The following is a 14,205-nucleotide window of genomic DNA, read 5'->3' as shown; positions in this document are numbered from 1 at the left end:
CCGAGGCGGACCTGCGCGCGCCTGTGCTGGCGAGCGAGGCGCGCGCAGGTCCGCCTCGGCGATGCCGTCGAGGGCGCCGTCGGCGACGTCCCGCAGGTAGGCGGCGACGCTGCGCCGGCACGCCTCGATGCGGCGCTCGCCGAGGGCGAGCATCTGCTCGGTGCGGATCGTGAGCATCCCGGTTGGCGCGACCGGCCAGCCCGGATTGGCGGGCACGCGCTTCAGGCCGCCATACGCCTCCGACCGGTAGGCGATCTCGCTCGCGGGACCCAGCACCCGCGCGAACTGGCCGGCATCGAGGACCGGCATGAGCGCGCCGAGCACGTCCGGGTCCCAGTGCCGGAACAGGACCGCCTCAAACGTCCCGTCGTCGTCCTCCGACGGCGCGCTCCGGCCGGCGGCCGACCAGGCAGGGATGCGAGCCTTGTTGATCCGGCGCAGGTGCCGGTACAGCACCGCCTCCCCGGCAATACAGCACCAGAACACCGCCGCCGGTCGGTCGCCGGCCAGGCGGAAGACGTGATCTGCGGCGTCTGGGGCCTGCGCGAGGGTGACCAGCCACGGACCGGCCCGCTCCAGCTCCGCGTCGCCCTGGTCGAGGAACAGCGAGCGGCCGAGCAGACCGGCCTGCCGCAGGGCGGCGGGCAGGTCGTCGAACTGTGCCCCGTCGAGGACGGCGAAGCCGGCGACGCCGAACCCGGCGACGAGTCCGACGAGCCGCTGCGCCGCGACGGAGGGAGCTTCCCCAGATGCGGTCATCGGACCGGCCCCCCCGGGGACGGCACCCGCGTCGGGCTCGGGCGGGACACAGGCACGAGGATCGATGCTCATCCTTCCGTCTCCGGATGGGGATACGCGCCGCGCGGCGCGGTCAGGCGGGCGGCGAGGCGTGAGAGTGGCGTCCCGGACAGACGCTGCATCACCGCCTCGGCGTCGGGCCGCGCGCCCGGGTCCTGCCGGAGGAGGTCGCGCACGACCTTGCCCAGCCGCCCGTCGATCCTCGGATCCGGCAGGCTCGCCCGGGCGGCGAGCGCGCTCTCGCGGTCGCGGCCGAGCCCGACCCGCTCGCCGCGGGACGCGGCGGCGAGCAAGAGGCCGAGGGCGTAGAGGTCGGCCGGGGGGCCGCCGGGCCGGCCGGCGAGCTGCTCGGGGGCGGCGACCGACCACTTGCCGGCGAACTCGACGTCGGGCAGCGCCTCGCCGGCCCGGCGCACCACCCCGAAATCGATCAGCGTGGCGCCCTCCGCCCCGCCGCACAGCATCACGTTCTCGGGCGACACGTCGCCGTGGACGAGGCCGGCGGCGTGGACCGCGGCGAGCGCTCCGGCGAGCCGCCGGGCGAGCGCCGCGACGCCGTCCGGCGGCAGGGGGCCGCGGGTGCGCAGGGTCTCCGCCAGGGTCTCGCCGCGCAGCAGGTCCATCACGATCACCGCGCGGCCGTCGCCGTGGCGCAGGAGGTCGCGGGCGCGGGGAATCGCCGGATGCGACAGGCCCATCAGGGCGCGGGCCTCGCTGACGTGGAGGCGCGCCAGAACGGGATCGAGGGCGCGGTCGGGCCGCAGAATCTTGGCGGCGTGGTCGCCGCGCAGGTCGCGGTGGCGCACCCGGTAGATCTCGGCGAGGCCGCCGCGTCCGATCCGCTCGCGCACCGCGTAGGTGTTGGCGATGATCGTCTCGGGCAGGAGCGTCGCGTCCGCCGCGCCGGGCGGCGCGGCCGGCAGGCCCGGATCGGCCAGGCGGTCGAGGGCGGAGCGGGCGGCGTCGAGGACGAGGCGGCGCTCGGGCTCCGGGCGCGGCCGCCCGTCGCCGTCCTGCCCGATCGCCGCCACCAGGGCGTCGAGCCGGACCTGGACCCGCAGGGTCTCGCGGCGCGCCGCCTCGTCCGCCCGGCTCATCGCGCCTCGCTCCCCGCCCCCGCGGCGTCGACCACCACCACCGAGACGTTGTCGCGGGCGCCCGCGATCAGGGCGTCGTCGATGGCGCTCGCCACCGCCTCGGCGGGCGTGCCGTGGCCGGCGACCAGGGCGAGGCCGCGCTCGCCCAGCGCCCCGACGAGGCCGTCGCTGCACAGGACGAACCGGTCGCCGGCCCGCACCGCGCCATCGACCCAGTCGAGGGCGAAGGCGTCCTCGGCCCCGACCGCCCGGGTGACGACCTTGCGGCCCTCGCGGGTGGCGTGGTCGCGGGTGAGCGGGAGAAGGCCGCGCCCGCGCAGCAGGTAGGCGCGGGCATCTCCCGCCCAGGCGACGGCGTAGCGTCCGGCGCGCACCATCAGCACCACGACGACCGCGGCCACCACCGCATCGGGACCGAGCCGGCGGGCGCGGGCCCTCAAGGCCTCGTTCGCCTGGGCGAGCAGCGCCTCGATCGCGCCCCGGCCGGGCGCCTCCGGGCCGGCCGGGAGCCCGGCCAGACGCTCGGCCACGGCGGCGGCGGCGACATCCGCGGCGGCGTGGCCGCCGGCCCCGTCGGCCACCGCCCACAGGCCGAGGTCGGGCCGGTCCACCACCGCGTCGTCGTTGCGCTGCCGCCGCGTGCCCCGATGGGTACGCGCCGCCGAGACGAGCCGCACCGGCTCGGGCGCAGCCGCGGGCGCGAGCGGCGCGTCGGCCGGGGGAAGGACCGGCGCGCGGGCCTCCCGGTCCGCCTGGCCCGGCCCCGGCCCGTCCTGCCGGGCCCAGTCCTGCCAGCCCCAGACGTCCCAGCGCCCGTCGAGGAAGGCGGCGAACTGCTCGGGGGCCGGCGCGCCGCCATGCATCAGCAGCGAAGGCGCCACCGCCTCGGATCCCGTGGTCCACCACAGGGTGAAGCTGCGGCGCGAGCCCGCCATCGCCGCCTCGAGGACGTCGGCATAGGCCCGGATCGCCTCCGCCTCGCCGCCGAGACCGTAGCGGCGCGGCGCCTCCGCGCCGTCGGGCACCGGCCGGTGCGGCGGCTCCGGCAGGCCGAGGGCGGTCAGCCCCGCCTCGAAGGCATCGAAGTCGAAATCGTCGGCGAGGCAGGCGCGCGCCCGGGCCTCGGCGGCGTCGAACCAGGTTCCGGCACGGCGGAACAGCCGCCAGGGATCGGCGAGGTCCGGCATCTCGGCGGCGAGCACCAGCGGGAAGTAGCGCCCCACCCGGTCGACGGAGGGCATCAGCACGCCGGCGACCGCGTGCGGGCCCATCGTGTCGCGCCCGAGCACGAAGCGCCAGACCGGGGCGACGAGATAGGCCGGCAGCCAGGCCTCGCCGAGCTGCCGGCGGCTCGCCACGATCGCCCGCGACAGCCACTGGTCGAGGGCGCCGTGCAGCGCCCCGCCGAGGCGGCGGCTGACGAAATCGCCCCGGCTCGGCACCTTGCCGAAGAGTCCGGGCATGGCGGGCTCCGGCGCGGCGGCCGGGCGCCGTCCGGTCATCGGAACCTCGGGCAGCGGAAGGACCGGAGCACCGCGAGCGCGAAGGGGTTCGGCCGGGTCGGGCTGCGCAATTCGAAGCTCGCCTCGTGCCCGCCCGCATCGTAGGCGAGCCGCAGGCGGTCGGGCCCGGCGGGCTCGGGCCGTCCGGCCTCGACCAGGCGGAACAGCGCCCAGGGCCCGGTGAACGCGGCGGCTTCGGGCGGGCCGGGCTGCACCACCACGCGGGCGGCCTGGCTCACCGCCCGCTCGCCCGGCCAGGTCAGCGTCAGCGGCCGCGCGCTGCCGCGCGTATAGGTGACCTCCTGACCGTCGGCGATGAGGGAGGCGGAGGTGGCCTCGGGGTCGAGGCGCAGGGGCGTGACCTCGAAGCCGACCACGGGCCGGTCGGCCCCGGTCTGGAAGAACGCCCGGCGGATCTCGTCCGCCGTCTCGAAGCTGCGCAGAACCGCCTCGTCGCCCGCCTCGTTGCCCGCCGCCTGGCCGCGCCAGCGCCACGGCCGGGTTCCGGTATCGACCGCATCGGCGAGGTCGGTGCGCAGGAACCGGGCGAACAGGCCACCCGGCCCGAACAGGGCCGAGAACTCGGGCAGCCCGACCTCCGCGGCGGCGTTCCGGTCGAACGGGTAGCGGCGCTCGGTCGCCGTCCGGCAGGCCCGCTCGCCGCCGGCCCGCATCCAGCGCCCGGCGAGATCCTGCACCTTCGCCCGGTCGCCGGCGCGCGCCAGGAGACCCTCGTCGAGGGCGATCGGGATCAGGGGGCGCGAGAGCAGGGCCGCGACATGGCCGTCGAGGCTCGCCCGCAGGGGGGCTTGGCGCTCCTCCGGGTAGAGGCGGGCGAACAGGCCCGAGAGGCGCTGCGTCGCGAGGGCCCGGTCGAGGCTCTCCTCGCCGCCGAGCATCCGGTAGAGGCGCAGGGCCTCGGCGAGGTCCGGCGCGGCCGGCGGCGCGGCCTCGGCGCCACCCGGCTTGCGCGCGGGCCGCCCGGGTGCCGGCTCGGCCCTGGCCTTGAGCGCCCGCGCGACGACCTCCGTCCCGGGGGATCCGGGCGGGCCTGCGTCGGGCCTGCCGGACGCGGACTTGTTGCCGGAGGAGTTGTCGGCAGAGGATTTGCCGGCAGAGGACTTGCCGGCCTCCGGCGCGCCGTCGCCCGCCCGCAGGAGTGTGGCGAGCGCGACGAGCAGGCGCGGCTGAAGGTAGCCCGTCAGCGCGCGCTCGTAGAGGTTGGCCTGGCCGGCCTCGACCTTCGCCCGCTGGTCGAAGGTGTCGAGGAGGTGCGGCGGGCGGTCCTGCCCGTAGGGCGCGGCGGCGTCGCGGGCCCCGGACAGGACCGCGTCGGCACGCACGAAGTCGGCATCGGCGACGTCCTCCACCGGCAGCGTCGCGGCGGCCGCGGTGTAGCGGGCGAGCCGCATGTCCGTCGCGGCGAGCAGATCGTCCTGGCGCAGGTAGGCGGCGAGCCAGACCAGCGCCAGGCCGAGCGACAGGGCGGCGGCGAGGCCCCCGGCGGCGAGGCGCAGGAAGCGGCGGCGGCGCTCGGCGGCGGGATTCGTCGCGACGAGGTTCGCCTCGTTGAAGATCACGTCCCGGAACAACCGGGCGAGGAAGTAGCTGCGATGGCCGCCCGCGCTCGCCGCCGCGAAGCGCGGCAGGTCGAGGCCGAAGTGGCGGCTCGCGGTGCGGCCGACGAGGTCGACGACCTGCCCGTCCTGCTCGGCGGAGGCGAGGTAGAGCCCGCGCAGGCGCGGCGGCGGGTCGAACCGCGACGAGGCAGTGATCTCGCCCAGCACCTCGTGCAGCGGCTCGGCCACGAGCGCGAGCTGGCTCGGGAAGGCGAAGATCCGGGCGCGCCGCTCGGGGTCGATCTCGTCCTGCAGGCGTCCGAGCAGGAGGCCGTTGAGCCGCGCGATCAGGTCGTCGAAGGCGCGCCCGAGCCGATCGGCGAGGTCGCGCCCTTCGATCCCGGCCTTGGGCAGGGCCAGGGTCGTGCCCCAGACCTGCTCGCGCTCGCTCTTCGGCATGGCCTCGAAGAAGGCCTCGAAGCCGGCGAGCCGGTCGACCTTGGTCAGCACGACGTAGACCGGGACGCGCAGGCCGAAGGCTTCGTCGAGCTCGCGCAGGCGCTTGCGGATCGTGCGGGCGTGATGCAGCCGCTCAGGGGCCGTGGCCTGGACCAGCGTATCGACGCCCAGCATCACGATGGCGCCGTTGAGGGGCTGGCGCCGGCGGTGCTTGCGCAGGAGCCTCAGGAAACCCCGCCAGCCGGCGGCGTCCGCCTCGCCGTCGCCGTCCTGGGCGGTGTAGCGGCCGGCGGTGTCGATCAGGATGGCGTCGTCGGTGAACCACCAGTCGCAGGAGCGGGTGCCGCCCACCCCCTCGACGGATTCGCCGATGCTGTCGGCGAGCGGGAAGCGCAGACCCGAGTTGCGCAGCGCGGTGGTCTTGCCCGAGCCCGGCGGTCCGATCAGCGCGTACCAGGGCAGCGCATAGACCGACCGCCGGCCCATCGTGCGGCGCAGGAGCCGCAGGGCGTCGCGCAGGCGCGCCTGCAGCTCGGCCACGTCGCCCTGCGCGGCCCGGGCCGGATCGGTCCCGGAGACCGCGTCGATCAGCGCCTCGTCGCGGCGCAGCCCGCGAACGAGATGGTAGATGCAGTAGGCCAGGTAGGCCGCCGCGATGGCCGCCACGGCGTAGATCCGGGTCTGGATCGCCGCGAAGGGCCGCCAGGTCCCGAACGAGACCGCCTCGCCGTAGAAGAACACCACGCAGGCGGCGACGAGCGCCCAGATCAGCGCGACGAGCCACCAGGCCTTGACCCGGGTCGTATAGGCGGTGGCGTAGGAGCGGATCTCGTAGATCCAGTTGAGGATGTTCACGGCTGGACTTCCTCGCTTTCTCGCCCGCTCTCCTGCCCGGCCTCGTGCCCGCTCTCGGGCTCGGACCCGTCGGGCGGCGTCGGCGAACCGTTGCGGCGGATCACCAGTTCGGTGCGCCGGTTCTGCGCCCGGCCCTCGGGGCTGTTGTTGAAGGCGATGTTGGCGGGGCTGTCGTTCGGGCGCACCGGCTGGGCCTCGCCGCGCCCCTCGGCGCGGATCGCGTCGGTGCCGATCGAGCGGGCCAGGATCGCCGCCACCGCCTGCGCCCGGGCGACCGACAATTCGTAGTTCGAGGGGAAGCGCACGGTGCGGATCGGCACGTTGTCGGTGTGGCCGATGACCTGCACCGAGACGTCCTCGCCCCGGACCGCCTGCCCGATCCGCTCGAACAGCGCGGTGTAGGCCGGTGCGACCTCGGCGCTGCCGCTCTGGAACAGGCCGGCATTGCGGATGCGCAGGGTGGCGCCGTTGCCGTTCGGCACGACGTCGAGGGTTCCGTCGTCGATCTCCCGCTTGAGCGTCCGGCGCAGGCTGTCGACCAGGCGGCTCTGCGCCTTGGCGGCGACCGGGGCCGCGGCCGGGCCCGGCGGGCCGCCGCGCAGGCTCGGCGGCGTGTTCGGGGGCGCCGCGATGAAAGCCGCGAACGTCGCATCGGAGCGCCGGTTCACCGCCGATTGCAGCAGCAGGAACAGGCCCGCCAACACCAGGACCGCGAGGCCCGCCCCCGCCCAGAGCAGGTGGCGGGCGCCGGAGGCGCTCAAGCGCGCATCGACCCCGCGCCAGGCCGGCGACAGCTCGCGCTCGGCCTCCCCCCGCAGCGTCCGGTACAGGCCCTCGCGGATGCGCCCGATCTCCAGGTGCCCCTGCGGGTGGACCCGCATCCGCCCCTCGAAGCCGAGGGAGAGGCAGTGATACATCAGCAGCAGGACGTCGCGGTTCGAGCCCGGATCCTTGTGCAGGTGGGCGAGGAGGTCGAAGAAGCGCTCGCCCCCGGTGACGTCGGTGTGGAAGGTCGAGACCATGCCCTGGCGGGCCCAGAGGCTGTAGGCGCCCCAGGACGAGTTCAGGATCACGTCGTCGATCGTCGCGCACAGGGCGTAGTGGGCGGCCTGCGCGCGCTCGCGGGTCACCGCGACGCCGAGGATCGCCGCCTCGAACGCCTTGACGGCGGCGACGACCCGCAGGCGCAGGGCTTCCAGGTCGGGCGTGCCCGACAGGGTGCGCAGCCGCGCGATCAGGCTGAGGAGCGGCAGGGCCGCCTCGACCATCGGGGGCATCCCGGCCCGGGCGAAGTCGCCGGGCACGGGCTCCTGCGCCGGCGGGGGAACCCGCGGACCGGCCTCCCTGGGATCGACGTCCCTGGGATCGACGTCGCGAGGACCGGCTCCTCGAGGATCGACGTGAAGCACCGTCGGGGCGCGCACGCCGCCGGGCGTCGGCTTCACCACCGTCGATTCCGAATCGTAGCCGCGCGGATCCGCCTCCATCACCGCTCCCCGACCGGAAATCTCGTCATCGCGGGCGCTCGCCTTGCGTCATCCCGGGATGGACAATGCGCGAAACGCCCGATCGTCGCATACGCCACGAACAAATATCCGAATTGTCAGATCCTGCGACGCGTCTTCCCTAGGGAAGAATCAGACTACGAAAAAATACCGTGCATGATCGTCTTGCGATCGACCCAGGGGGGCGCCCTTCCGCGGCCCCGACGTCGCGCGGCGACGCGATCCGGGCCTGGACGAGCCCCGATCCTCGGTCACGGCCGCAGCCCCGAACCGGCATCGCGCCTCCAATGCCCGTGTCCGAGCACCCGGCACGCGGACACTGCCCCCGAGCGTTCATTCGAGGGCATGATCGACGACGAACCGGTACCGGATTCGTCCAAGGGCGCCCTATCCCTTGATCGCCCACAGCTCGAGGTCGAGGTCCGGGAAGTTGCCCGCGACGTGGATCGCCACCGCGCTCGACTGTTCGAGGTCGCGCCAGAGCGGGTTGGTGGTGTCGAGCTCGAAATAGACCGTGCCGCCGCGATAGGGCAGCTGGCGCGGCGCGACCGCGAGCGGCCGCACGGCGATGCCCGGCAGGGCCACGTTGACGAGCTGGGCGATCTGCTCGACGGGGCCGATCTTGATCTGGTTCGGCAGCGAGCGCCGCAGGGTCTCGGGCGGCAGCGAGGCGCGCACCGCCAGCACGAACCCGGCCCCGCGCAGGAGGGCGCGGTCGTTGATGGCGCCGACGCGCACGCCGTGGCGGCGCTCCTGCAGGTCGATCGGCACCGCGACCTGTTCGAGCAGCGCCGAGAGGCCGGCGCGCAGCTCCGCGAACACCGCCGCGAAGGTCGCCGCGAGGTCGTCGTGCCGGTAGTCCGGCAGGTGCGGCGCCCGCCGCGACGGAGCCGTGAAGGTCGCGATCTCGCCGGCGAGCGCGAGGCAGAGGCCGTAGAACGCCTCCGGGTGCAGCCGCCCGGCCTGGGCGCCGGCATGGCGCAGCAGCGGCTCGGCGCGGTTGAGGACCTGCAGCAGCAGGAAGTCGGCGATCTCGCCGGCCCCGCGGGTCGTCGGGTCGGCGATGCGGGCCGCCAGCGCCTCGGCCCGATGCGAGACCAGGCCCTGCAGTTCGGAGACGAGGGCGGCGAGCGGGCCCTCGGCGGCGCAGGTGAGGCAGGGCGCGACGAATTTTTCGTCGAGCACCACCGCCAGGTCGGAGCGGACCTCGACCACCCGGGCGGCGGCGAGCCGCTCGGTGCCGGCGAGCGGCCCGTTCGAGGGGGCGTAGGACAGGCGCAGCCGCCCGACCTCGAGACCGGCGCTGGCATAGCCGTCGCCGTTGGCGTCCGGTACGTCGCAGGCGGTGCGCCGCAGCCGCGTCGCCGCGTCCTCGCGCCGGTCGGCGCCGACCTCGGGGCTGCCGGGCTGGCGCATCGGCACCGCGAGGTGGATCGTGACGTCGCGGGTGCCGGGCAGGAGTTCGAGGGGGGGCGGCAGATCGGCGTCGCCCGGCGCCTCGAACGGGGTCCCGTCCGGGAAGATGCCGCGGGCATGCGACAGGGCGAAGCGCCCGACGCCGAGGAGCTCGCGGTTGATGCCGATCTCGGAGAAGCCCCACGGATAGGGCGAGAGGTCGCGGGTCAGCCCGCGCACGAAGCGCTCGGTCCAGCGGTCGGCCTGCTGGAAATGCTGCACGCGGAGGAACATCCCCTCCGACCAGACCACGCGGTTCTCGCTCAGCATCGGCTCTCGTGGCTCCAGGATCGGCGGGCGTCAGATCTTGCGGGCGTAGCTTGCGCGCAGCGGCGCCAGGACGGCCTCCGCGGCGGCGGCGCCCTCGCCCCCCGCGAGGGTGCCGTGCAAGGTCGCGTAGCGCTCCCAGGCCGCGGCCTTGAGCAGCGGGCCGACGGCGAGCCGCGTGCCCTCGCGGGCGGCGTCCTCGATCGCGTCCGGCAGGATCTGCGCGCCGACCGTGTCGGCGGTCTCGGCGACCGCGAGGCCGAGCGCACGGGCGTCGCGCGCGACCCCGGCGAGGCGCGCGACCAGCCGGTCGCCCGCATCCTCGGTCCCCGCCGTCAGGAGGTCGGCCACGAGGCCCGGCAGGTCTCCCGGCGCGTCACCGCCGGCCGGGGCGCGGTCCGGCGGGACCAGGCCGAGATCCCGCTCGGTCTTGCGCTGGACCGCCTCGACCGTCGCCAGCACGTCGACGAGGCGGCGCAGGAGCTGGCCGGCCCGCACCAGGGCGGCGCGGTCGCCGGGGGCGGGCCCGGCCGCGAGGCCGCCCAGCCCGGTCCCCTCGACCAGGGCGGCACAGGCCCCGCTCCAGTCGGGTGTCGCCGCGCCGCCCCCGGCCGGAGTCGGCTCCGCCGCGTCGCCGAGATGCCAGTCGACCGGCAGCAGGGTACGGGCCGGCGCGAGTTGCAGCGCCTCGTCGATCGGGGCGACGTGCTCGCTGCGGTTCGCGAAATCGCTGAAGGGCTCGTCGGCCTCCGGCAGGTCGGTGAGGGTCGTGGCGGGCGGGTCCCGCCAGCCGTAGGGCTGCACCACTTGCGCGTCGGCGGCACCGCCCGGCACCGCCGCGAGCCAGTCGTCCGCCGACCCGCCGAGGCCGCGCGCGGCCCGGGGCTCGCTCGCGTCGCTCGTGCCGGCGAGGATCGCCGAGACGCCGCCCGGGTGGGGCGAGCCGGGCCCGGGCCCGTCCTGCGGCTCCGGCTCGCGGCCGACCCCGATGCGGTAATCGCCGATTCGGAAGCTGTCGCCGGCATCGAGCGCCCGGCGGTTGCCGCGGCCCACCGGCCGCCCCTCCGCGGCGAAGTAGACGCCGTTGCTCGACAGGTCGACGAGGTAGAACCCGTCCGCCCCGGCCTCGATCCGGCAATGCAGCTTGGAGACGTGCCGCTCGGGGTCCGGCAGCACCCAGTCGTTGTCCGGGCCGCGGCCGATCGAGACCGGGCCTGCGCCGGGATCGAGGCGGCGCGCGCCGATCTCCGGCGCGCCGTCCGGCGCCTGCAGGATTCGCAGCGTGAGCGTCATCGCCCCCTCGGCCCTTCTCGCGTCGCCCGCACCCCGCCGCCGCCGTCAGTTCAGTCGCGAGAGGCCGAGCGGGGGACGGGCGCCGGCCGCCCCCATCCGGACCGCGTCCCGCGGCAGGGCCGGCGGCTCCAGGAAGACGACGCCGATCGGGAGGCCGGGCACGCCCGCGATCGTGGCCGGCGTGTTGAAGTTCTGGGCGCCGATTGCGGTCGCGGTCTGGCCGAGGGGCAGGAGGGCACCGAGCGCCGCCTGGGTGCGCTGGCCGCCGCCGGGCGTGGAGAGCGCGAAGCCGGTCACCGGGTCGATCGCCACGTTGCGGTTCGTCTGCAGCAGGAGCTGCCCGACCTGGCCGGCCCCCTGGACGAGGGCGGCCGCGAACAGCCCGGCGTAGCGCTCGAAGGCGTGGTCGTCGACGTCGCGCGAGATGCCGGTGCGGGCGTCCCGCGGCGAGATCGCGTAGGCCTTGAGCGGGTACTGGCGGCCGTCGAGTAGGACGAGCTGGGTGAACTGGATCGCGGCCTGGTTCGTGCTGTAGACGATCTGCCCGATCAGCCGGACGCCGTGCAGGGGCCCGGCGCGCTGCGCGCCGTCGACGTCGTAGATCGTGGCGAAGATCGGGGCCTGGGGATCGTCCGAGTTGAAGCCCTGGTCGAGGGAGGCGTAGACGGTGTCGCCCGCCCGCGCCACGGCATAGAGCCGCTCGCGGGGACGCGCCGGCTGGCCGCCATAGGCGCCCGGCATGCCACCGACCCCGCCGCCGAACCCGCCCCCCTGGCCCGGCTGGCCGACATTCGCCTGTCCGGGCGCTCCGCCATACCCGCCTGATCCGTAGCCTCCGGGCCCGGCGCCCGCCTGGCCGACGCCGGCTTGTCCGACATTGCCCTGACCGAATCCGGTCTGGCCCTGGCTGCCCGGGAACTGGCCGCCCGGGAATCCCCCGCCGTAGCCGCCCGGCTGCGGATAGGCCGCCTGCTGCAGCGGGGATCCGGGGCGCGCGCCGTTCCCGCCGGATCCGGCAGTCGCCGCGGCCGCGGGCTCGGGCCGGGCGTAGCGCTGCACCGTGAAGCCGCCGCTCGGCGGGGTCATCAGCGCCTCGATCTGCGCGTTGATCCGGGCCTCGATCGCCGGGTCCGACAGGACCTGGCCCGGGGGGCCCTGATAGACCACGCTCGGCGTCGCCGGGGCCTGGCCGGGCAGCGGAGGCTGGACGAACGGCATCGTCGCCTGCGGCGTCGGCTGGACCGGCGCCTGCGCGGCGGTCTCCTGCCCGTTCCCCTGCCCCGCCGCCTGGATCCGGACGAGAGGGGTGCCGGCCAGCGTGGCGGCGAGGATCAATGCGGTGATCGGCATGGCCATCCTCCCCCGGCTGCAACGTGAGCATCCCCGGCCGGCGCGCCGGCGGCCGTCCCGGCAGCGGGTCCGGGCCGGCTCCATGGGCGGGAGCGCCCCTCACGCGCCTGCGCGGCGGCCATCGCGCGCTCAATCATCGATCGTGACGGCGCGCTCGCGCCCGTCCGCGTCGGTGACGAGGAGGCGCGGCACCGGCCGGTCGAACCGCCAGACCCGTACGCCGTCGGGCGTCTGGGCCATCGCGTCCTGGACCGGGTTCACCACCACCACCGGCCCGCGCACGTAGAGCCGCCCGCCGAACATCCAGGCCGACACCGCCGGGTCGTCGACCCGCAGCCGCGCCGCGCCGCGCGGCGGCGTGCCGAGGCCGAACTCGTCCATCAGGCGATCCGGCAGATCGCCCGGCGCATGGGCGGCACGCCCCCGTCCGCTCCGCGCGGCGATCGTGCGCACCGCCCCGTCGGGGGCGGCCGCCAGGGCGGTGTGGCGGCCCGGCGGGACCGGGATTGCATCCGGCTGGCGCATCGCCGCCGCCGCGGGGTTCGCCGGGACGACCGGCTCGGCGGAGCGGGCGGTGAGGGGCGCGGCGCGCCCGCGCACCTCGATCGTCACCGGCAGGTCCACCGCCTCGCCCCCGCGGCCGCCGCTCCTCACGATCAGGACGATCGGCAGCGGGTAGTTCTCGAGGGTGATCGAGATGTTGCCGTAGGTGGAGACCCGGCAGGGCATGAGGTGGATCGTGGTCGGCCGCTCGGCCGGCGCCGAGGCCTGCCCGCCGCAGCCGCCGCCATCCACGGCAAAGCTGCGCGGGTCGTAGGCGGATGCGGCGATCGGCCAGGGCCGGCCGCCGGCATCGAGGATCGTGATCGGCGTCACCATCCCGAAGGCGAGGTGCACGGTCTGGGGCGCGGCCATGTCGACCTGCGGCTGCACGCTCATCAGCCGCGGCCGGATCCTCGGCGGGCCCTCGTCCGCGTAGGCGGGGGTCGTGGCCGCCCGCTGCGCGTCGATCACCCGGTTGCGGATCGCCCCGACATTGCCGGGAGTCAGGATCGCGCTGCCGGACCGGTCGGTCATCACGCTCTGGAGCGCCGAGATCTCGGCCGGGGTCAGTTCGCGCGGCGGCGGCGGCGAGGCCCGCGGGACCTCGGCCGGAGCCGGAACCGACGGCTGGGCAGCCGCCTGCGGCGGGGACACCGGGGGTGGGACCGCCGGAGACGGAGACGGAGACGAGGAAGAGGGAGCCGGGGCGGGCGACGGCGCCTGTGCGGCCGGGGCCGGCACGGCGGCGCCGGTCGCCTGGGATACGCGCCACGGTTGCGCAGGCGCATCCCCGGCACCGCAGGTTACCGCCGCGGCGAGGGCGGCGAGTCCCACCACACGGATCCGTCCCGCCATCCTGCCGGCCCCGCCTGTCCCGAGAACGCATCTTACAGACCAGCAATATGACGCAAGGTACGTCGACAAGGCAATGGTCGGCGTACGAGGAAAATCGACGCCTTCCAGCAAAAACCGGCCGGCCTGTGGCGTCGTCCGGCGATGATGCGACGCGCGCTGCGTTCAATGGCAGGTCCTGTGCCCGCGATGCCACACATCATGGCCCTATCTGCGGGTCTCGCTGTGGGCAATTGACGATCCAAGGTGGAAAGATCATGACGGATGCGGTGGCGTGCGGACGATCGGACATGAAGTTGTTATGGCTTCTTATCGTTCTTTCTTGTGCCGCGTGCCTTCAGGCCTGCTCCCTCACGGGAAGCCGGCCCGGATCCCCGGAGAGCACGCGGACCTTCCTCAAGGAGGAGATGGGACGGCGCGGGCTGTGAGGCTGGCGATCCTTGCCGCGGCCCTCGCAACCCTCACGGGTGGGCCGGTCCTCGCCCAGCTGAATCCGATCGTGGCGGCGACTCAGGTCCCCGGCGTCCCGGTCGCCCCCTACGGCGTGCCGTACGGCGCTCCTCCCTACGGCTACGGCGGCGTCTATCCGCCCTACCAGACCCAGAATCCGGGCCTCAATGCGCTGACCCAGGGCCAGGCCAACCCCAACATCGCGACCCGCGCCGGCGCG

At 75.4% G+C, this 14,205-nt stretch carries 10 protein-coding genes; 1 reads left to right on the top strand and 9 read right to left on the bottom strand.

The genetic code is table 11. The features are described from left to right. From QR78_RS32155 to QR78_RS26830, 9 genes are all read right to left on the bottom strand, one after another. A partial coding sequence (locus QR78_RS32155) for a DUF4123 domain-containing protein (RefSeq protein WP_158004082.1) occupies positions 1-759 on the bottom strand: 759 nt, incomplete at its 3' end. 68 nt (positions 760-827) lie between these two features. Beyond that, a complete protein-coding gene (locus QR78_RS26865; protein ID WP_053221112.1) occupies positions 828-1,895 on the bottom strand; it encodes a protein kinase domain-containing protein in 1,068 nt (355 codons plus the stop codon). Then, complete coding sequence (tagF, locus tag QR78_RS26860; RefSeq protein WP_158004081.1) at positions 1,892-3,358, bottom strand: type VI secretion system-associated protein TagF; 1,467 nt, start codon at positions 3,356-3,358, stop codon at positions 1,892-1,894. The genes QR78_RS26865 and tagF overlap by 4 nt, the downstream gene beginning before the upstream one ends. Positions 3,359-3,393: 35 nt before the next feature. Next, positions 3,394-6,270 carry a type VI secretion system membrane subunit TssM gene (gene tssM / locus QR78_RS32150; RefSeq protein WP_053221111.1) on the bottom strand — a complete coding sequence of 959 codons (2,877 nt, stop codon included), beginning with the start codon at positions 6,268-6,270 and terminating at the stop codon, positions 3,394-3,396. Beyond that, entirely contained in the window at positions 6,267-7,757 is a 1,491-nt protein-coding gene (gene icmH, locus QR78_RS26850) for a type IVB secretion system protein IcmH/DotU (RefSeq protein ID WP_053221110.1), read from the bottom strand. Before icmH ends, tssM begins: the two co-directional genes overlap by 4 nt. Positions 7,758-8,162: 405 nt before the next feature. Continuing rightward, positions 8,163-9,500, bottom strand: coding sequence for a type VI secretion system baseplate subunit TssK (gene tssK, locus QR78_RS26845; RefSeq protein ID WP_048430666.1), 1,338 nt, complete (start codon positions 9,498-9,500; stop codon positions 8,163-8,165). 30 nt (positions 9,501-9,530) lie between these two features. Continuing rightward, positions 9,531-10,790, bottom strand: coding sequence for a type VI secretion system-associated FHA domain protein (locus QR78_RS26840; protein WP_048430665.1), 1,260 nt, complete (start codon positions 10,788-10,790; stop codon positions 9,531-9,533). A 45-nt stretch (positions 10,791-10,835) separates the two neighbouring features. Next, entirely contained in the window at positions 10,836-12,140 is a 1,305-nt protein-coding gene (locus QR78_RS36550) for a DotG/IcmE/VirB10 family type IV secretion system protein (protein WP_053221109.1), read from the bottom strand. Positions 12,141-12,269: 129 nt separating this feature from the next. Then, entirely contained in the window at positions 12,270-13,337 is a 1,068-nt protein-coding gene (locus QR78_RS26830; protein WP_053221108.1) for a DotH/IcmK family type IV secretion protein, read from the bottom strand. A 622-nt stretch (positions 13,338-13,959) separates the two neighbouring features. On the opposite strand from QR78_RS26830, the gene QR78_RS26825 reads away from it, so the two are divergent. After that, on the top strand, positions 13,960-14,205 hold a 246-nt coding region (locus tag QR78_RS26825), incomplete at its 3' end, for a hypothetical protein (RefSeq protein ID WP_048430664.1).

Source organism: Methylobacterium indicum (assembly GCF_001043895.1).
Lineage (GTDB): Bacteria > Pseudomonadota > Alphaproteobacteria > Rhizobiales > Beijerinckiaceae > Methylobacterium > Methylobacterium indicum.
This window is presented reverse-complemented; position numbering and strand designations above follow the sequence as displayed.

Excerpts from the sequence above, each read along its gene's own strand:
- tssK (WP_048430666.1), bottom strand. The coding sequence starts at position 9,500 with ATGCTGAGCGAGAACCGCGTGGTCTGGTCGGAGGGGATGTTCCTCCGC.
- QR78_RS36550 (WP_053221109.1), bottom strand. The coding sequence starts at position 12,140 with ATGCCGATCACCGCATTGATCCTCGCCGCCACGCTGGCCGGCACCCCT.
- QR78_RS26865 (WP_053221112.1), bottom strand. The coding sequence starts at position 1,895 with ATGAGCCGGGCGGACGAGGCGGCGCGCCGCGAGACCCTGCGGGTCCAG.
- tagF (WP_158004081.1), bottom strand. The coding sequence starts at position 3,358 with ATGCCCGGACTCTTCGGCAAGGTGCCGAGCCGGGGCGATTTCGTCAGC.
- QR78_RS26840 (WP_048430665.1), bottom strand. The coding sequence starts at position 10,790 with ATGACGCTCACGCTGCGAATCCTGCAGGCGCCGGACGGCGCGCCGGAG.
- icmH (WP_053221110.1), bottom strand. The coding sequence starts at position 7,757 with ATGGAGGCGGATCCGCGCGGCTACGATTCGGAATCGACGGTGGTGAAG.